This window comes from Glaciimonas sp. OK215, from assembly GCF_057787885.1.
This window is the reverse complement of record NZ_CM173544.1, coordinates 4,359,918-4,377,830: the sequence shown is the minus strand read 5'-3', so window position 1 is coordinate 4,377,830 and position 17,913 is coordinate 4,359,918. Positions and strand designations below refer to the sequence as shown.

The 17,913-nt window shown below is 53.5% G+C and carries 16 protein-coding genes; 13 read left to right on the top strand and 3 right to left on the bottom strand.

The genetic code is table 11. The features are described from left to right. Positions 1–26: 26 nt before the first annotated feature. The 3 genes from AC3CHX_RS20280 to map all read right to left on the bottom strand — a co-directional run bounded on the left by AC3CHX_RS20280 (position 27) and on the right by map (position 4,347). A complete protein-coding gene (locus AC3CHX_RS20280; RefSeq protein ID WP_488629811.1) occupies positions 27–773 on the bottom strand; it encodes a pseudouridine synthase in 747 nt (248 codons plus the stop codon). 45 nt (positions 774–818) lie between these two features. After that, positions 819–3,371 (bottom strand): [protein-PII] uridylyltransferase, encoded by a 2,553-nt coding sequence (locus AC3CHX_RS20275; RefSeq protein WP_488629810.1) that lies wholly within the window; start codon positions 3,369–3,371, stop codon positions 819–821. Positions 3,372–3,504: 133 nt separating this feature from the next. Beyond that, entirely contained in the window at positions 3,505–4,347 is an 843-nt protein-coding gene (map, locus tag AC3CHX_RS20270; RefSeq protein WP_488644880.1) for a type I methionyl aminopeptidase, read from the bottom strand. A gap of 332 nt (positions 4,348–4,679) precedes the next feature. On the opposite strand from map, the gene rpsB reads away from it, so the two are divergent. From rpsB to lpxA, 13 genes are all read left to right on the top strand, one after another. Further along, positions 4,680–5,432 (top strand): 30S ribosomal protein S2, encoded by a 753-nt coding sequence (gene rpsB / locus AC3CHX_RS20265; RefSeq protein WP_488644879.1) that lies wholly within the window; start codon positions 4,680–4,682, stop codon positions 5,430–5,432. 198 nt (positions 5,433–5,630) lie between these two features. Next, positions 5,631–6,512: a translation elongation factor Ts gene (gene tsf / locus AC3CHX_RS20260; protein WP_488629809.1), complete on the top strand. Its 882-nt coding sequence runs from the start codon at positions 5,631–5,633 to the stop codon at positions 6,510–6,512. Between the two features lie 269 nt (positions 6,513–6,781). Further along, positions 6,782–7,498: a UMP kinase gene (pyrH, locus tag AC3CHX_RS20255; protein WP_488629808.1), complete on the top strand. Its 717-nt coding sequence runs from the start codon at positions 6,782–6,784 to the stop codon at positions 7,496–7,498. 176 nt (positions 7,499–7,674) lie between these two features. Next, on the top strand, positions 7,675–8,235 hold the full coding sequence (frr, locus tag AC3CHX_RS20250; RefSeq protein ID WP_488629807.1) for a ribosome recycling factor: 561 nt from the start codon (positions 7,675–7,677) through the stop codon (positions 8,233–8,235). 85 nt (positions 8,236–8,320) lie between these two features. Further along, on the top strand, positions 8,321–9,085 hold the full coding sequence (uppS, locus tag AC3CHX_RS20245) for a polyprenyl diphosphate synthase (protein ID WP_488629806.1): 765 nt from the start codon (positions 8,321–8,323) through the stop codon (positions 9,083–9,085). Further along, on the top strand, positions 9,085–9,918 hold the full coding sequence (locus tag AC3CHX_RS20240) for a phosphatidate cytidylyltransferase (RefSeq protein ID WP_488629805.1): 834 nt from the start codon (positions 9,085–9,087) through the stop codon (positions 9,916–9,918). The genes uppS and AC3CHX_RS20240 overlap by 1 nt, the downstream gene beginning before the upstream one ends. Positions 9,919–9,926: 8 nt before the next feature. Beyond that, positions 9,927–11,096, top strand: coding sequence for a 1-deoxy-D-xylulose-5-phosphate reductoisomerase (gene ispC / locus AC3CHX_RS20235; RefSeq protein ID WP_488629804.1), 1,170 nt, complete (start codon positions 9,927–9,929; stop codon positions 11,094–11,096). Next, complete coding sequence (gene rseP, locus AC3CHX_RS20230; protein WP_488629803.1) at positions 11,096–12,463, top strand: RIP metalloprotease RseP; 1,368 nt, start codon at positions 11,096–11,098, stop codon at positions 12,461–12,463. Before ispC ends, rseP begins: the two co-directional genes overlap by 1 nt. A gap of 109 nt (positions 12,464–12,572) precedes the next feature. Next, positions 12,573–14,960, top strand: a complete 2,388-nt coding sequence (gene bamA / locus AC3CHX_RS20225) for an outer membrane protein assembly factor BamA (protein ID WP_488629802.1) — start codon at positions 12,573–12,575, stop codon at positions 14,958–14,960. Positions 14,961–15,023: 63 nt separating this feature from the next. After that, positions 15,024–15,545 carry an OmpH/Skp family outer membrane protein gene (locus tag AC3CHX_RS20220; protein WP_488629801.1) on the top strand — a complete coding sequence of 174 codons (522 nt, stop codon included), beginning with the start codon at positions 15,024–15,026 and terminating at the stop codon, positions 15,543–15,545. 17 nt (positions 15,546–15,562) lie between these two features. Continuing rightward, positions 15,563–16,624 carry a UDP-3-O-(3-hydroxymyristoyl)glucosamine N-acyltransferase gene (lpxD, locus tag AC3CHX_RS20215; protein WP_488629800.1) on the top strand — a complete coding sequence of 354 codons (1,062 nt, stop codon included), beginning with the start codon at positions 15,563–15,565 and terminating at the stop codon, positions 16,622–16,624. Continuing rightward, positions 16,611–17,117 carry a 3-hydroxyacyl-ACP dehydratase FabZ gene (gene fabZ / locus AC3CHX_RS20210; protein ID WP_488629799.1) on the top strand — a complete coding sequence of 169 codons (507 nt, stop codon included), beginning with the start codon at positions 16,611–16,613 and terminating at the stop codon, positions 17,115–17,117. The genes lpxD and fabZ overlap by 14 nt, the downstream gene beginning before the upstream one ends. Positions 17,118–17,123: 6 nt before the next feature. Next, positions 17,124–17,912 (top strand): acyl-ACP--UDP-N-acetylglucosamine O-acyltransferase, encoded by a 789-nt coding sequence (lpxA, locus tag AC3CHX_RS20205; protein WP_488629798.1) that lies wholly within the window; start codon positions 17,124–17,126, stop codon positions 17,910–17,912. Position 17,913 lies beyond the last annotated feature (1 nt).

Here is a 17,913-nt window from a genome sequence, read left to right as displayed (position 1 = left end):
TGCCGCATCAGGGCAATGCCGGCGATCTAGAAATTTTCATCCAGATTCAAATAGCGCCATTGTCCCGTCGGCAAGTCTCCGAGCATGACCTTGCCGATTCGGATGCGTTTCAAACCGGTGACTTTCAGGCCGACGGCTTCGCACATGCGGCGTATCTGGCGTTTCTTGCCTTCTCTTAACGTAAAGCTGAGCTGGTCGTCGTTTTGCCATTTGACGATGGCACGCTTGAGCGGCTTGCCATCCAGCGACAAGCCAAAATTCAGGCGCCGCAGCTCGCTGTCGGGTAGTTTCCCAGGTTTGGTGTACTGCACGCGAACCAGATATTCCTTATCAATGGCGGAATCTTCTCCGATCAATTGCTTGGCGACGCGCCCGTCTTGCGTCAGCACCAGCAAACCTACGGAGTCGATATCCAGGCGACCGGCAGGGACCAGATTGCGTAATTGGCTGCCGTGGAATTCCTGCACCGACTTATCTTCTTTCCAGCGGCTGGCGGCATTCACCAGGACCACTGCCGGCTGGTAGCCGTCTTCGGCCTGACCGCTGACGTAGCCGACCGGCTTGTTGATCAGGATGGTGACGCGCTTGGCTTGTTCGGCGCTGGCCTGGCGTTCAACTGTCACACGTTGATGCGGCAGCACTTTGCTGCCGAGTTCGGAGATGATGACGCCATCGACCCGAACCCAGCCGCGTGCGATCCATTCATCGGCTTCGCGGCGTGAGCAAAGACCGAGTTCGGACATGCGTTTGGAGAGGCGTAGTGGTTCAGTCATGAGATGCAAAAATAGTTAGATGGTAAAAAATGTCGAGGGCGTAATTTAAATATGGAGTGCATCGAGCAGATCGGTTTCGAGTTGCAGCTGGCTACGGCTATGGTTGAGTGCGTTGCCATCGACCAGGAATACGTCTTCGACCCGCTCGCCCAGGGTCATGATCTTGGCAGTGTGTAAATTGATCTTGTATTTGGCCAGCACATTGGCGACTGAGTACAGCAGGCCGGTACGGTCATTGGCTGTAATTGCCAGCAAATAATACTGGCCGCGATCGTCCGGCCGCAAGTCTACCGTCGGCGTGACCGGGAAAGTGCGCGACAGGCGTGACAAGCGCCCCTTGGACGGTGCCGGCAGCGGACCGCGCGCTTGCAGCTGCGCTGTGAGTTCGTGCTCGATCAGGTTGATGATGTCGCGGTAATGCTTGGCGAACAACGGTGCACTCAACACAAAGGTATCGAGTGCGTAACCATGCTTTGTCGTATGAATCTTGGCATCCAGAATGCTGAAATTCTTGCTGTCGAAGTAGCAGCAGATGCGTGCGAAAAGATCGGCTTCGTCCCTGGTGTAGACCGCGACTTGCAAGCCTTCGCCGATCGGCGCGAGCCTGGCTTTGACTATCGGTTTCGGGCTGTCGACCAGTGTATAGAAGGAGCGCGTCTGCCAGGCTATGTCGGCGGCATCGTGGCGCAGAAAGTAGGCGACGTCCAGCTGCTTCCACAACTGCTCGTGCGCATCGTTCGGCAAGCCGTACAAGCGCAATGTCCTCAGCGCGTCTTCCTGGGTGTTCTTCAATTCGCGGTCGGTCGATGGCGTTTCTCCGCCTAACACACGCAGCGTGATGCGATACAAGTCTTCCAGCAACTTGCCTTTCCAGGCATTCCATACCTTCGGGCTGGTGCCGCGAATGTCGGCGACGGTCAGCAAATACAGCGCCGTCAGATGGCGTTCGTCCTTGACCGTATTGGCGAACTGCAGAATCACATCAGGGTCTGACATGTCCTGCTTTTGCGCGACATGCGACATCGTCAAATGCTGTTGGACCAGAAATACCACCAGCTCGGTATCTTCCTCCGACAAGCCGTGCTGCTGGCAAAACTGCCTGGCATCGGTCATGCCCAGTTGCGAGTGATCGCCGCCGCGGCCCTTGGCGATGTCGTGGAACAGGGCGGCGATATACAGTATCCAGGCGCGCGAAAAATTCGAGATCAGCTGGCTGCAGAACGGATACTCGTGGGCGTGCTCGCTCAACGTGAAACGGCGCACGTTGCGGACGACCATCAGGATGTGCTGGTCGACGGTGTAGACATGAAAGAGGTCATGCTGCATCTGGCCGACAATGCGCCGGAAGTTGGGCAGATAGCGGCCCAGGATGCTGGTCTGATTCATGGCCCGCAGGACATGGGTAATCCCTTGCGGCGCTTGAATAATCTGCAGGAATAGCGCGCGATTGTAAGGATTGCGACGGAAGGCGGAGTCGATTTTGAAGCGCGCATGCCATAGCGCACGCCGCGTACGCACGGTCATATCCTTGATTTCGGTATGCTGCGCGATCAGCAAAAACAACTCCAGCATGGTCGACGGCGTGTTCTCGAATTGGTCATCGGCGACGATATCAATCAGGCCGTTGATCTGGTTGAAACGTGCGTTGATAGGCTGCGGCACTATCGGTTGCGGGAACAGTTGCACTTCAATGTTCTGCAGCAGCACCAGATTCAGCTGCGTCACCGCCTTGGCGGCCCAGTAGTAGCGTTGCATCAGGTATTCGCTGGCGCGCCGGGTTTCGGTCGTCTTGAAGCCCAGTGTTTCAGCGATTGGCGTCTGGACATCGAACACCAGGCGATCTTCGCGCCGGTTGGTGTGGATGTGCAAGCGTATGCGAATATCTTTGAAGGCGCGTTCTTTTTGCGTCAGCTGACGCGCTTCGGTGGTGGTAATCAAGCCGCGTTTGGCCAGCTTGCTCCAGGAGTCGCCCAGGCCGGCGGCTTTCGCCACCCATAAAATGACTTGCAAATCCCGTAGCCCGCCCGGGCTTTCCTTGCAATTTGGTTCCAGACTGTAGGCCGTATCTTCAAACTTGACATGACGCTGGCGCATTTCCAGCTTTTTCGCCTGGAAAAAGGCACGCGGATCCATCGCCGCGTTATAGCGTTCCTGCAGTTCGCTGAAGAGGTGCTTGTCGCCCGTGACCAGGCGCGCTTCCAGCAAGCTGGTCTTGACGGTGATATCCGCTGCCGCCTCGGACATGCATTCATCTATGGTACGGATGCTGTGACCAATTTCGAGACCGATATCCCAGAACAGTTGTACCAATTGCTCCAGTTTGTTTTTTAAATCGGCGTCAGGTGCGGTGCCCAGCAAAATCAGCAAGTCAACATCCGAGTACGGGAACAGTTCGCCACGCCCGTAACCGCCTACCGCAACCAGCGCGGCGGAGGCGGGCAACTGCAACACCTTCCACGCTTGCGTCAAGGCGCTGTCAACGCTTTGTCGCAAGTGCGTGAGGAGCGGCTCCGGCTTACCATTGGCCAAAAATGCAGCGATGATTGACTGGCGCTCGGTTCTGAGTTGGCTTTTTAGGATTTTGGCAAGTGTCGGCATAGCTGCGCAGTTGATGCGGAAGTGAGGGAGGATTGCCGGAATTATTGCTTGGTTTGCAGATTTGTTGCAAAAAATTCATGCACTCAGAGGGCAAGCTACAAGGAGCTTGCGGCTTGCCTTCCAGAGTGAAGGATTACGCTGCGACGGTTTGCAAAATGAATGCGGGCGGAGGTGGCGTGCCCGCCGATGTTGTCAGTACTTCGTAACCGGTTTCCGTTACCAATACCGTATGTTCCCACTGTGCCGACAGGCTGCGGTCTTTGGTGCGGATGGTCCAGCCGTCACCCATTTCGCGAATGTCGCGCCGTCCGGCATTGATCATCGGCTCGACGGTAAAAATCATGCCTGCCTCTAACCTTTCCAGCGTGCCGGGGCGACCATAGTGCAGGACTTGCGGCTCTTCGTGGAACACCTTGCCGATCCCATGTCCGCAAAATTCGCGCACGACGCTGTAGCCGGCTTTCTCTGCGTGTTGTTGAATGACGTAGCCAATATCGCCCAAATGTGCGCCCGGCTTGATCTTGGCAATCCCCAGCCACATGCATTCATAAGTGATGTCGCCAAGCCGTTTGGCCATGATGGAGGGTTCGCCGGCATAAAACATGCGGCTGGTATCGCCATGGTAGCCATCCTTGATGACGGTGATGTCAAGATTCACGACGTCGCCGTTTTTCAGAACCTTGTCGCCTGGAATGCCGTGACAGATAACGTCATTCACCGAGGTGCAGATAGCCTTCGGGTACGGCGTGTAGCCTGGCGGGCAATAATTCAGCGGTGCAGGAATGGTGCCCTGCACATTCACCATGTATTCATGGCAAAGGCGATCGAGTTCACCGGTGGTGACGCCGACTTTGACATGAGGCGTGATGAAATCGAGCACTTCCGATGCGAGTCTGCCGGCAATGCGCATGCCGGCGATATCTTCGGCGGTTTTGATGGAAATAGAGGTCATAGGTGAGTAAACTTGGTAGAAAATTGCGAAATAATGTCGGCAGACGCTCAAAAACGCTCAAAAAACAGCCTGGATCAGGTTGGAATTCGGCGGCAAGCTAGTCAAGGCTCGATTATAGACGAGCTAGGCAAGCTTCGCTGTAGGATAGGTTCTGTGGGACTTGAAAGATTGCCCTGTTTTAAGGTAGAATCCCGGGTTAGCTTGAATTGGTATTCGGGCGACGCTGCGCTTTGTGCAGTTTGGTATTTTGTTGTAACTCGTTGTTTTAAATCGCGAATCCGCTCGAAAAGGGTGCCTTTCTTGTCAATACAAGTCTGGTGACTGAGCAGATTCCAGACCCAACCCTGGAGAAAATTATGTCCGTAACAATGCTTGAAATGCTGGAAGCCGGTGTCCACTTCGGTCACCAAACTCGTTTCTGGAACCCAAAGATGGCACCGTACATCTTCGGTCATCGCAACAAGATTCATATCGTCAACCTGGAAAAAACCCTTGGCATGTACCAAGAGGCGATGAAGTATATCCGCCAATTGTCATCCAATCGCGGCAACATCCTGTTTGTCGGCACCAAGCGTCAAGCGCGCGAAATCATCGCTGCTGAAGCGGCACGTGCAGGTTCGCCATTCGTTGATCAACGTTGGTTGGGTGGCATGCTGACTAACTTCAAGACCATCAAGACTTCGATCAAGCGCCTGAAAGAAATGGAAGCTTCGATCGCTGACGGCTCAGTTGAAAAGCTGAGCAAAAAAGAAGGCCTGATGTTCCAGCGCGAAATGATCAAGCTGCAAAAAGCTATCGGCGGCATCAAGGATATGGGCGGCATTCCCGATGCAATCTTTGTCATCGACGTCGGTTACCACAAAGGCGCGATCACTGAAGCAGCAAAACTGGGTATCCCGGTTATCGGCGTGGTTGATACCAACCACTCACCGGAAGGCGTAACTTACGTCATTCCTGGTAACGATGACTCGTCCAAAGCGATCGCTTTGTATGCGCGTGGTGTTGCTGATGCAATTCTTGAAGGCCGTGCTAACGCCGTCAACGACGTCGTTGAGTCGATCAAGGGCGGTGCTGGTGATGAATTCGTTGAGGTTAACGATCAGGCTTAAGTCCTTAGTCTGAGGTGTAGTGCACTTCAAAAATAAAAAAAGGGGGCAGCGGTTGCCCCTTTTTTTGTCTAACCCGAATATTTTTTGACTGATGGTGTGGGTGCCGGTTTGCTGTAGCGCCTTGATGGCTCAGAGGTCGCCTTAAGCGGCTTCATGGCGAAAGCGCCAGACTTGCACCGATTGATCTAGGAGAATGAAATGGCAGTAATTACTGCGGCACTGGTAGGCGAACTGCGCGCAAAGACTGATGCGCCTATGATGGAATGCAAAAGAGCGCTGACTGAGGCGGATGGCGATATGGTCAAGGCAGAAGAAATTCTGCGTGTTAAATTGGGCGGTAAAGCATCCAAGGCAGCTTCCCGCATTACAGCGGAAGGTGTCGTTGCGGCCTATATCGCCGGTGGCGTTGGTGCGCTGATTGAGGTCAATTGCGAAACCGACTTCGTTACCAAGAATGACGAGTTCATCGCTTTGGCAAATGCTTGCGCCAAACTGGTGGCCGAAAACAATCCAGCTGATGTAGCTGCATTGTCGGCATTGCCTTTGAATGGCGGGACTGTCGAATCCAAGCGCGCAGAGTTGATCGGCCGCATCGGTGAGAACATGTCGATTCGTCGCTTCCAGCGTTTTGAAACCAGCGTCAAGCTGGCTTCTTACCTGCACGGCACAAGCATCGGCGTGATCGTTGAGTTTGATGGCGCGAACGACCAGGTTGGTAAAGATGTCGCCATGCACATCGCCGCAATGAAGCCGGTATCGCTGTCGTCGGATCAAGTGCCTGCCGACCTGATCGAAAAAGAGCGCTCGGTTGCAACGCTGAAGGCAGCTGAATCCGGCAAGCCTGCGGATATCGCAGCGAAGATGATTGAAGGTTCGGTACAGAAATTCCTGAAGGAAGTTTCTCTGTTGAATCAGTCTTTCGTCAAAAACGACAAGCAAACCGTCGAGCAAATGCTGAAAGAGGCAAATGCCAGCGTCAAGTCGTTCGTGATGTTTGTGGTTGGTGAAGGCATCGAGAAGAAAGTGGATGACTTTGCTGCAGAGGTTGCGGCAACAGTTGCTGCTGCCAAGCAAGGCTAAGTAACAAGAAAGAGCGGGCCGCAAGGCCCGTTTTTTTGACTGCATGGAATTTTTTGATGCAGGCGCGGACTAAGAGGTGCCTTGAATGACTTGTTGGGTGCAACACAGACCCGACTAGCAGCCTTGGGATAAATCCTGAAGTTTGCAGTAAATGCTGGTCGTGGATTTCAATGCAGTTTTCCTTGAAAATGGCACCGTAATCCGGCGAGCGGAATAATAAAAATACGTAATAATTAATTGTTAATCGGATAGAACAAAGGACCCAGACCATGACCAAACCAGCATATAAGCGTGTTCTCCTTAAGCTCTCCGGTGAAGCCCTGATGGGCGATGATGCCTATGGTATCAATCGAGTGACTATCGATCGCATGGTCGCAGACGTTGCCGAAATTGCTAAACTAGGTGTCGAGTTGGCAATAGTGATCGGCGGCGGGAATATTTTTCGTGGCGTGGCGCCGGGCGCGCAGGGCATGGATCGCGCGACCGCCGATTACATGGGGATGTTGGCCACAGTGATGAACTCGCTGGCGTTGGCTGATGCCATGCGTCAGGCAGGATTGACTGCACGCGTGATGTCGGCGATCAGCATCGAGCAGGTTGTTGAGCCGTATGTACGGCCAAAGGCACTGCAGTACCTGGAAGAAGATAAAGTCGTGATTTTTGCAGCGGGTACAGGTAATCCATTTTTTACAACAGATACTGCAGCAGCGTTGCGTGGCTCCGAAATCGGTGCCGAAATTGTGCTTAAGGCGACCAAGGTTGATGGCGTGTACAGCGCTGACCCGCAAAAGGATCCGACCGCAACACGGTATACAACGATCACATTTGACGAAGCGATTGCCAAGCATTTGCAAGTGATGGATGCCACGGCATTCGCCTTGTGCCGCGATCAGAAGTTGCCCATCAAGGTGTTTTCGATAGTCAAGCCGGGCGCGCTGCGGCGCGTGATCATGGGCGAAGACGAAGGTACTTTGGTGCACGTCTAAGTCTGATAAGAGAAGTTTGATAGGTAAGTGTTTCCATTCCGCTGGAACTTGAACCTGCTGAATATCTGCTGCGATCACTGCTGATACGAAGAGTAAAGTCGGGGGCGCGGTAAGATATTGGGCAGTGTTAAAAAAGATTGTTTCACAAGATTAAAGTTTAAGAATAGGAGAGCAGCATGAGCGTTGCTGACGTTAAAAAGAATACCGATCTTAGAATGCAGAAGTCGCTGGAAACTTTACGTGCCGACCTCGCCAAAGTGCGTACCGGCCGTGCCCATACCGGCATCCTGGATCACGTCCAGGTCGAGTATTACGGTAGCCCAACCGCATTGAGCCAGGTTGCCAATGTGACGTTGATCGATGCGCGTACCATCGGTGTCCAGCCGTTCGAAAAGAAAATGATCGCCGTGGTCGAAAAAGCCATTCGCGAAGCCGATCTGGGCCTGAATCCATCCACTCAAGGCGAAATAATACGCGTCCCGACTCCGCCGCTGACCGAAGAGCGCCGCAAGGAAATGGTCAAGCTGGTAAAAAGCGAAGCTGAAGATGCAAAAATTGCTATTCGGAATATTCGTCGTGATGCCAATGAAGGCTTGAAAAAGCTTGTCAAGGATAAAGAGTGTTCTGAAGACGATGAACGTCGTGCGCAGGATGATATTCAGAAGCTGACCGACAAGGCCGTCGCAGACGTCGACAAGCAGGTAGTGGATAAAGAAAAAGAAATTCTGACGGTATAAAGTGTTGCTTGCTGTCTGAGAGCCTGATGGACGTCTCCGCACCATGCAGCAGGTTCTGAACAATAATTTTCTTATTTCATTTTTCATGAGTCATTCAAGTTCGACGCTATCGGTGCCGCCCGGCGCGGCAGTGCCCCGCCACATTGCCATCATTATGGATGGCAACGGCCGCTGGGCGACGCGCCGTTTTCTCCCTCGTTTTGCCGGTCACGGCAAAGGCGTTGAGGCCGTGCGTGGCATCGTCGAGGCTTGTGCCAAGCGCGGGGTCAAATACCTCACTCTGTTCGCATTCAGCTCTGAAAACTGGCGTCGCCCGGAAGAGGAAGTGTCATTGTTGATGCGTCTTTTTGTCACTGCGCTTGAGCGTGAAGTCGGCAAAATGCACAGCAATGGCATTCGCCTCAAAGTGGTCGGCGACCTCAGTCGTTTCGATGCCAAGTTACAGGCAATGATCGCCAATGCCGAGCGTAAAACCATCAACAATACGAATTTGACGGTCACCGTTTGCGCCAATTACGGCGGTCGCTGGGATGTGATGCAGGCGGTCCAGAAAATGCTGGCTGCAGGTGGCGCTGAAAATGGTCAGGCGTTTACAGAAGATCAACTTGCGCAGCATCTGGCCATGGCCTATGCGCCGGAGCCTGATCTATTTATTCGCACCGGCGGCGAGCAGCGGATTTCCAATTTCTTGCTATGGCAACTGGCGTATAGCGAACTCTATTTTACCGATACCTACTGGCCCGATTTTAATGCCGCCGAACTGGATAAGGCGATCGCTTCTTACCAGCAACGTGAGCGCCGTTTTGGACGCACCAGTGAGCAGTTGGTAGAACAAAAAAAGGCGTCCTGATGTTAAAAACGCGTGTCATCACGGCGTTGTTATTGCTGGCAGTGTTGTTGCCGATTCTTTATTTTAATTATTTCCCCGCATTTGCTGTTGTTACCGCGCTATTTTTTGCCGCTGCCATCTGGGAATGCGCGCGCGTCTTCGGTGCTGCCGGCAACCGTGCGCTGGCTTGTGCGCTCGCCGCGCTGGCCTTATTCATACTGGTAATAGCCAGGGACGGTGGCGCGAATATCCGCTTGTTGTTTTTGCTCTGCGTAGCGCTCTGGTGTCTACGTTTTACGCCGTCACTGGCGCTTGGCTTGCCGCCGCTGGATAGCATCGGTAGCCGCATTGTCGGTATCACTTACGCAATCTCGATTTTTGGTTGTTTTCTCGCTATCCTGGGACTATTCCTGCATTCCCCGCTGTACTTGTTGTCAGTGATGGCTATCGTCTGGACTGCGGATATTGGCGCTTATTTTTGCGGTAAGGCTTTTGGTTCGCGTAAATTGGCGCCGTCGATTTCCCCCGGTAAATCCTGGGAAGGTGCGATCGGCGGCTGGCTGCTGGTATTGATGATCGCCAGTGTCATTTGCGTGACCCCTGCGGCGCTGCCATTGGCGGATACCTTTCCGGTGCAGCTGTTTGCCGTTTGGGGCTGGCCTGGCCTGCTCGGCGTCATGACGGTATTGGTGGCGGCGAGTGTGATCGGCGACTTGTTTGAGTCGCTGTTGAAGCGCCGTGCCGGCATCAAGGACAGTAGCCAATTATTGCCGGGCCATGGCGGCGTGCTGGATCGCATCGACGCCCTGATTCCGGTGTTGCCGTTGGTGGCGCTGCTGGGTTTCCGGTTTTAAGGTTGTTCATGCAAAATATTACGATACTCGGTTCTACCGGTTCGATAGGCGTATCGACGCTTGATGTGCTGGCACGTCACCCTGAACGCTATTCCGTATACGCATTGACGGCGCATAGCCGGATTCAGCTATTGGCCGAGCAGTGTGAGCAATTCCGGCCGCAGGTTGCCGTGGTGGGCAGCGCAGATTCCGCAGCCCAATTGTCGCGCCTGCTGCTGGCCAGAGGTCTGAAAACCCAGGTTGCCTATGGCGAGCGCGCCTTGTGTGAGGTTGCCAGTGCGGCATCCTGCGATACGGTTATGGCGGCGATTGTCGGTGCTGCAGGCTTGGCGCCCTCGCTGGCGGCAGCGCATACCGGTAAAAAAATCCTGTTGGCGAACAAGGAAGCGCTGGTCATATCTGGCCAGTTGTTCATCGATGCCGTGCGCAGCAGTGGTGCGACGCTGTTACCGATCGATAGTGAGCATAATGCGATTTTTCAGTGCTTGCCGCATGGATATCAGCGTGATCCGGCAACCGTGGGCATCGTCAAAATTCTGTTGACTGCATCTGGCGGGCCATTTTTACAGCGGGCAGTTGCTTCGCTTGATGCAGTCACGCCGGCGGAGGCGGTTGCCCATCCGAACTGGGTGATGGGGCGCAAGATTTCAGTCGACTCGGCCACCATGATGAACAAGGGCCTGGAAGTTATCGAGGCGCATTGGTTATTTGGCACGCCGGCAAGTCAAATTGAAGTGGTGATTCATCCTCAAAGCGTGATTCATTCAATGGTGTCGTATGTTGACGGTTCCGTTTTGGCGCAACTGGGCAATCCTGATATGCGCACGCCGATTGCGTATGCGTTGGCTTATCCGGAGCGTATTGCATCCGGTGTCGCTCCGCTCGACCTGACTATCGTCGGTCAACTGGAGTTTGCCAAGCCCGACCTGAATCGCTTTCCCTGCTTGAAACTCGCGTATGATGCACTGTTGGCCGGCGGCTCTGCGGCGACGGTATTGAACGCAGCGAACGAAGTTGCAGTCGAAGCGTTTCTAGAGGGGAAAATCGGATTCCGCATGATAGACCAATTGATTGCTCGTACCATGGACAAGTTGCCGTTGTGCGCGGTGACCGATATCAACTCACTGCTTGAGCAGGATCGGCTTGCTCGTCTGGCGGTTCGCTCGTTTATGTCCTGATGGAATTCCTACAAACAATATTGGCTTTTGTCGTTGCGCTTGGCTCGCTCGTGATCATCCACGAACTTGGCCATTACTCGGTTGCGCGCCTGTGCGGCGTCAAGGTCTTGCGTTTTTCCGTCGGTATGGGAAAGATCATTTTTTCGCACCGTTTCGGGTCGGACCAGACTGAATGGGCGATTTCCATTTTGCCGCTGGGCGGCTATGTAAAAATGCTGGATGCGCGCGAGCAGGATGTCAGCAACATGTCTCCAGCCGATCTGAAGCGTGAGTTTACGCGCCAGTCCGTGTGGCGCCGAATCGCCATAGTTGTCGCCGGCCCATTGGCGAATTTCATTCTTGCGATTTTGTTATTTGCTGGCTTGTACATCTACGGGATACCTGAACCCACACCTAAATTGCGTGCCGTCGCCGAGCAATCGGTGGCTTATCAGGCAGGTTTGCGCGGTGGCGAACTGGTGACCGCGGTGAATGGCGAGCCGGTCCAGATCTGGTCGGATTTGCGCTGGAAACTGATGCAGGCGGCTTTGGAAAAGGGGAGCGTAAAGCTGGACGTGCAGCGCCCTGACTCCGGTCCGTCCGGCAGTAACCTGCTGGACACCATTAGCTTGCCGCTGGACAGCGTTAGCACCAAGGATCTGGAGGGCGATTTTTTAGGCAAGTTGGGTATTTCATTAGCGCGACCAAAAGCCGTGTTGGGCAAGGTAATGCCGGATGGTCCGGCCATGAGGGCCGGTTTGCGGGATGGCGACTTAATTACCAGCGTCAACGGCGTTGCTGTTGTCGATGGCCTGGCGTTGGTCGAGAAGGTTAGGGCATCGCCGGATCAAAAATTGCGTATCGCCGGCGTGCGGGCAGGGAAAAATTTTCTGCTCGAAGTCACGCCGGAGCGTCAGGAAGCCAAGGGCGAGACATTCGGTCTGATCAAGGTTGAGGTGCCTTTGGCGCCAGAGATGATCGTTGCCAGCAGCCCACCGTTGGAAGCACTCGTCAAAGGTGCGCAAAAAACCTGGGATAGCAGCGTTCTGACACTAAAAATGCTGGGGAAAATGCTGATTGGACAGGTTTCCTGGAAAAATATCACCGGCCCGATTACGATTGCAGACTACGCCGGTCAGACCGCACGGGTCGGTGCGATTAGCTATCTCAGTTTTATTGCGTTTATCAGTATCAGTTTGGGCGTTATGAATTTGCTTCCCATCCCAGTTTTAGATGGGGGTCTTTTGCTGTATTATTCGGTGGAAGTTTTGACCGGACGCCCCATTCCTGAGCGGTTTGGGGAAATTGCCCAACGCGCAGGCATAGGTATCTTGGTGATGTTGATGGTGGTCGCTATGTTTAACGACATCGTTCGACTCCTATTTTAGTGCTGTCCTTTGTTATTGCTTTCTTTTTTAGTAGCAAAGTCCGCCCCAAGGTTTTTCTTCTTGTCCGACAATCGTAGTCGACAAGGACATTGATAACAAACGATCGCTAATGAAATTACATTCCCAGCATTTCCCTTTGTCGATTCTTCCCCGTCGTTTGATCGCTGTCGCCGCCTTCGCCTTGTGCTCAGGTCAGGCCATGGCAGTGCAGCCTTTTGTGGTCAAGGATATTCGGGTCGAAGGTATTCAACGGACCGAAGCGGGTACCGTTTTCAACTATTTGCCGGTAAAGGTCGGCGAAACCTTTGATGATGAAAAGGCGATTGCTTCCATCAAGGCGCTGTACGCTACCGGTTTCTTCAAGGACGTCCGGGTCGAGACCGACGGCGATGTATTGGTGATCATGGTCGAAGAGCGGCCTGCAATCGCCGGCGTCGCGTTTTCCGGAACCAAAGAGTTCGATAAAGATCAATTGACCAAAGCGCTCAAGGAAATCGGTGTTGGCGAATCCCGCATTTACGATAAGGCATTGGTAGATCGCGCTGAACAGGAACTGAAGCGTCAGTATCTGTCACGTGGCTTGTATGGCATGAAGGTCACGACTACGGTAACGCCGGTTGAGCGGAATCGCGTCAACATCAACTTTGCGGTAGATGAAGGTGATGTTTCCCGCATCAAGCAAATCAACTTCGTTGGCAACAAGGTGTTTTCAGACAAGAAGCTGCGCGATCAGCTGAAGCTGCGTCCACCAGGCTGGTTCACCTGGTACACCAAGGCGGATCAATACTCCAAAGAGAAGTTGGCTGGCGATATCGAAACGTTGCGCTCGTACTATCTGAACAACGGTTATATCGAAATGCAGATCGAGTCCAGCCAGGTATCCATTACGCCAGACAAGAAAGATATTTACGTTACGTTAAATATCAACGAAGGCGATAAATTCACGGTCTCCGACGTCAAGCTGGAAGGTGAAATGTTTGGCCGCGACGAAGAACTGAAATCCTTGGTTCAACTGAAAAAAGGCGAAGTGTTCTCCGGTCAGCAGCTGAAGGAAACCACCAAGAAGATTTCTGAGCGACTAGGTAATTTCGGCTATGCGTTTGCCAACGTCAATGCCAATCCCATACTCGATCGCGATAAGAAGGAAGTGGCGTTCACGATTTTGGTCGATCCGGGTAAACGCGTCTACGTGCGCCATATCAATGTTGCTGGGAATACCAAGACCCGTGACGAAGTTGTGCGCCGCGAGTTCCGCCAATTCGAAGATTCCTGGTACGACGGTTCCAACATCAAGTTGTCGCGCGACCGTGTCGATCGTCTGGGTTATTTCAAGGACGTTGGTATCGAAACCCCTGAAGTGCCAGGCACGACAGACCAGGTTGATGTCAACATGACAGTGACTGAAAAGCCGACTGGTAACATTATGTTGGGTGCCGGTTTCTCGCAAGCCGACAAAGTCAGCCTGACCGGTTCGATTCAACAGCAGAATGCATTCGGGAGTGGCAATACGATTGGTCTCGAAGTAAACACTAGTCACACCAATCGGACCATTGCGTTGTCGCAGACCAATCCGTACTTCACCGATGACGGCGTCAGCCGCACCTATGATCTGTACTTGCGCACAGTGAGCCCGTCTGTTTACACCCAGGGTACCTACAAGGTTCGTACCGTCGGTAGCGATATCAAGTTTGGTGTGCCGTTCTCGGAACTGGATACGATTTTCTTCGGTGTCGGTGTTGAAAATACCAAGGTGTATGCGGATGGTCTTAGCCCAAGCCTTTACCAGCAATATGTCCATGACTTCGGCAATGGTGTCCTTGACCCTACAACCGGTTTCCTGACAACGCCCAGCTCCGCAGGTACCACGAGTTTTCCGCTGACGGCAGCTTGGCAGCGGGATAGCCGCGATAGTGCACTCGTTCCGACCAAAGGTCGTTATCAACGTGCTAATCTTGAAGTGTCTGCGGTCGGCACCTTGCGCTACTACCGGGCAAGTTATCAGCACCAGTATTTCCAGCCTTTGTTCGGTGAGGCTGTGACGCTGGCGTTGAATGGTGAAGTCGATTATGGTGCAGGAATTGGTGGCAAACCTTATCCGGTGTTCAAAAATTATTATGCCGGTGGGATTGGTACCGTGCGTGGTTATGAAGCCTCGACACTGGGTACCAAGGTCGACCAGTACGGCGATTCTCTGGGCGGTGCGAAGCGTATATTTGGCAATCTGGAGTTCCAGTTCCCGTTCCCCGGTTCCGGCAATGATCGCACTTTGCGCTGGTTTACTTTCCTGGACGGCGGCCAGGTATTTGCTGACAAGGCGCCGATGTCGTTCAAGGATTTGCGTTACTCAACAGGTATCGGTTTGAGCTGGGTGTCGCCGATTGGACCGTTGAAGTTGAGCTGGGGCCAGCCTTTGAATGCTAAAACAGCAGTTATCAACGGTACAACTGTCGTCGATAAAGCTCAACACTTCCAGTTCCAGCTGGGTACCGGGTTTTAAGCTCGGAATGGCACAGCTGTACAAGAATGGCATAATGCTCAATTTGAATAGCGGAGAACGGCTTTGAAGTCTCTTACTAAATCATTCACCTCGCTGAAGTCGGTTGCGGTTCTGGCCCTTTGCCTGACCTCGGTTGCAGCAGTTCATGCACAAGAGGGTTCGAAAATCGCTTTCGTCAGCAACGAGCGTATTTTCCGTGAAGCGGCGCCAGCCAAGGCTGCGGATGCCAAAATCCAGGCGGAATTTTCCAAGCGCGACAAGGACTTGCAGGACTTGGCAGCGCGTCTGAAAGGCATGGCTGACAAACTGGATAAGGATTCTGCCGTGATCCCGGAGTCCGAGCGTCTGAAACGTCAACGCGAGCTGGCCGATCTGGACAAGGATTTTCAGCGTAAGCAACGCGAGTTCCGCGAAGATCTGAATCAACGTCGTAACGAAGAGTTGGCGGTTGTGCTGGAGCGCACCAACAAGGTGATCAAGCAAATTGCTGACGCTGAAAATTACGACATCGTCTTTCAGGATGCTGTTTACGCCAGCAAGCGTATCGATATTACCGATAAAGTGCTGAAAGCACTCAACAAGTAACTACACATAAGGCCACAATGAGCACTCGGCTGAAACAACTGGTCGAAAGCTTGGGCGGCCAGTTAATAGGCGATGCGGATATCCAGGTATCCGGCATCGCGCCGTTGAACGATGCAACGGCGACACAGGTTACCTTTCTCTCCAATCCCAAGTTTCGATCTCAGGCAACCCAAAGCCAGGCAGCGGCAATCATCTTGTCGCCTGCAGATGACGCTGTGGTCAGCGCAAGCTATCAGGGCGCGCGTATAGTTACCAGCAATCCTTACGCTTATTTTGCGCGAACGGCGCAATTTTTTGCGGCGCTGAACGCGCCATTGGTGGTCCCTGGCATTCATCCTGCTGCCACGGTTGATCCATCCGCGCGCATTGCGGCTACGGCGCATATTGGCGCCAATGTCGTGATCGAGGCGGAGGCGGTGGTTGGCGAACATGCTTGTATCGAGGCCGGATGCGTGATTGGTCGCGCTGTAAAGATAGGCGCGATGACGCATTTACACGCGCACGTCACGATTTACGCAGCCTGCGAAATTGGCCAGCGCGGTATCGTCCATTCCGGTGTCGTAATAGGGGCTGATGGTTTTGGCTTCGCTAACGAAGGCGGAGCCTGGATCAAGATTCCGCAAACCGGTCGGGTACTGATAGGCGATGATGTTGAAATTGGCGCAAACACGACTATTGACCGCGGCGCGCTAGCTGATACCGTCATTGAAGAGGGTGTCAAACTGGATAATCAGATTCAGATTGCCCACAATTGCCATATCGGTGCGCACACCGCGATTGCCGCTTGTGCAGGAATCGCTGGTAGCGCCAGGATTGGGAAATATTGCTCGATCGGTGGCGCCGCCATGATCCATGGTCACATCACGATCGTCGATCATGTGCATGTCTCGGCCGGTACGCTGGCGCTACGCTCTATTCTCGAACCAGGCCAATACACAGGTTTTTATCCGATTGCCAAACATGGCGATTGGGAAAAATCTGCGGCGCTGGTGCGTAATTTGAGCAGCATGCGTGAGAAAATCCGGGCTCTGGAAAAATCAATCAAACAGCTTACAGAAAAAAATAATGAACAGTCTTAACAATGGTCTCGATATCAGTCAGATCAAAGAATATTTGCCGCATCGCTATCCGCTACTGCTGGTTGACCGGGTGTTGGGCTGGGAAAGCGGCAAAACGATCACCGCGATCAAGAACGTCACGATCAACGAAGAGTTCTTTAACGGCCATTTTCCGAACAAGCCGGTCATGCCCGGCGTGTTGACGATAGAGGCGCTGGCTCAAACCGCGGCGCTGCTGTCGTTTTTGACCGAGGGACGCAAGCCGGATGAAAATACCGTGGTGTATTTTCTGGGTATCGACAAGGCGCGTTTCCGTCGCCCGGTCGAACCTGGCGATCAGATCAAGCTGGAAGTCGAAATTGTGCGTGTCGTGCGCGGCATCTGGAAGTACAAAGCCGTTGCCAGCGTGGATGGCGAACTGGCGGTCGAAGCGGAATTCATGTGCACCATGCGCCATGCAGTAACGCCTGCGCCTGCGGCGGATGCCCCGGCTCCGACTAATCCATCTGTGTGATTTGCGATGACCCGAATTCATCCTACTGCCGTTGTTGATCCGAATGCGGTGCTTGACAACTCGGTCGAAGTCGGTGCCTACTCGATCATTGGTCCTCACGTTACTATCGGCGCCGGTACCAAGGTTGGTCCGCATGTCGTGATCGAGGGTCATACCAGCATTGGCCGCGACAACACATTTTTCCAGTTTGGTTCGATCGGCGCTGCCCCACAGGACAAAAAATACGCTGGCGAACCAACCCGCCTGGAGATCGGCGACGGCAATACCATCCGTGAGTTCGTTACGCTAAATCTGGGCACGGCCCAGGATGTCGGCGTGACGCGACTTGGCAATGACAACTGGATCATGGCTTACGTACACGTAGCGCATGACTGTCAGATCGGTAGTCATACGACTATTGCGAACAATGCAACGCTGGCAGGGCACGTGCATGTGGGCGATTGGGTGTTGCTCGGTGGTTTTACCACGGTACATCAATTTTGCCGCATCGGCCCTCACGCAATGACCGCCTTCACGGCTGCGGTAAGTCAGGATATCCCGCCGTTTGTGACGGCCGCCGGCAATCGTGCCGTTCCTGCCGGGATTAATAGCGAAGGCCTGAAGCGACGCGGTTTTAGCAGTGCGCAAATCATGACGATCAAGCGTGCCTACAAAATGATTTACCGTTCCGGTTTGCCATTGGATGACGCCAAAGCAGCACTCGCCGCTGAAGAAATCAAGTCACCCGATTCGGCGGAATATCTGCGCCTGATGCGCGACTTTATCGCCTCATCCAGCCGTGGCATTATCCGCTGAC

Excerpts from the sequence above, each read along its gene's own strand:
- AC3CHX_RS20280 (WP_488629811.1), bottom strand. The coding sequence starts at position 773 with ATGACTGAACCACTACGCCTCTCCAAACGCATGTCCGAACTCGGTCTT.
- AC3CHX_RS20275 (WP_488629810.1), bottom strand. The coding sequence starts at position 3,371 with ATGCCGACACTTGCCAAAATCCTAAAAAGCCAACTCAGAACCGAGCGC.
- rpsB (WP_488644879.1), top strand. The coding sequence starts at position 4,680 with ATGTCCGTAACAATGCTTGAAATGCTGGAAGCCGGTGTCCACTTCGGT.
- tsf (WP_488629809.1), top strand. The coding sequence starts at position 5,631 with ATGGCAGTAATTACTGCGGCACTGGTAGGCGAACTGCGCGCAAAGACT.
- pyrH (WP_488629808.1), top strand. The coding sequence starts at position 6,782 with ATGACCAAACCAGCATATAAGCGTGTTCTCCTTAAGCTCTCCGGTGAA.
- frr (WP_488629807.1), top strand. The coding sequence starts at position 7,675 with ATGAGCGTTGCTGACGTTAAAAAGAATACCGATCTTAGAATGCAGAAG.
- uppS (WP_488629806.1), top strand. The coding sequence starts at position 8,321 with ATGAGTCATTCAAGTTCGACGCTATCGGTGCCGCCCGGCGCGGCAGTG.
- AC3CHX_RS20240 (WP_488629805.1), top strand. The coding sequence starts at position 9,085 with ATGTTAAAAACGCGTGTCATCACGGCGTTGTTATTGCTGGCAGTGTTG.
- ispC (WP_488629804.1), top strand. The coding sequence starts at position 9,927 with ATGCAAAATATTACGATACTCGGTTCTACCGGTTCGATAGGCGTATCG.
- rseP (WP_488629803.1), top strand. The coding sequence starts at position 11,096 with ATGGAATTCCTACAAACAATATTGGCTTTTGTCGTTGCGCTTGGCTCG.
- bamA (WP_488629802.1), top strand. The coding sequence starts at position 12,573 with ATGAAATTACATTCCCAGCATTTCCCTTTGTCGATTCTTCCCCGTCGT.
- lpxD (WP_488629800.1), top strand. The coding sequence starts at position 15,563 with ATGAGCACTCGGCTGAAACAACTGGTCGAAAGCTTGGGCGGCCAGTTA.
- fabZ (WP_488629799.1), top strand. The coding sequence starts at position 16,611 with ATGAACAGTCTTAACAATGGTCTCGATATCAGTCAGATCAAAGAATAT.
- lpxA (WP_488629798.1), top strand. The coding sequence starts at position 17,124 with ATGACCCGAATTCATCCTACTGCCGTTGTTGATCCGAATGCGGTGCTT.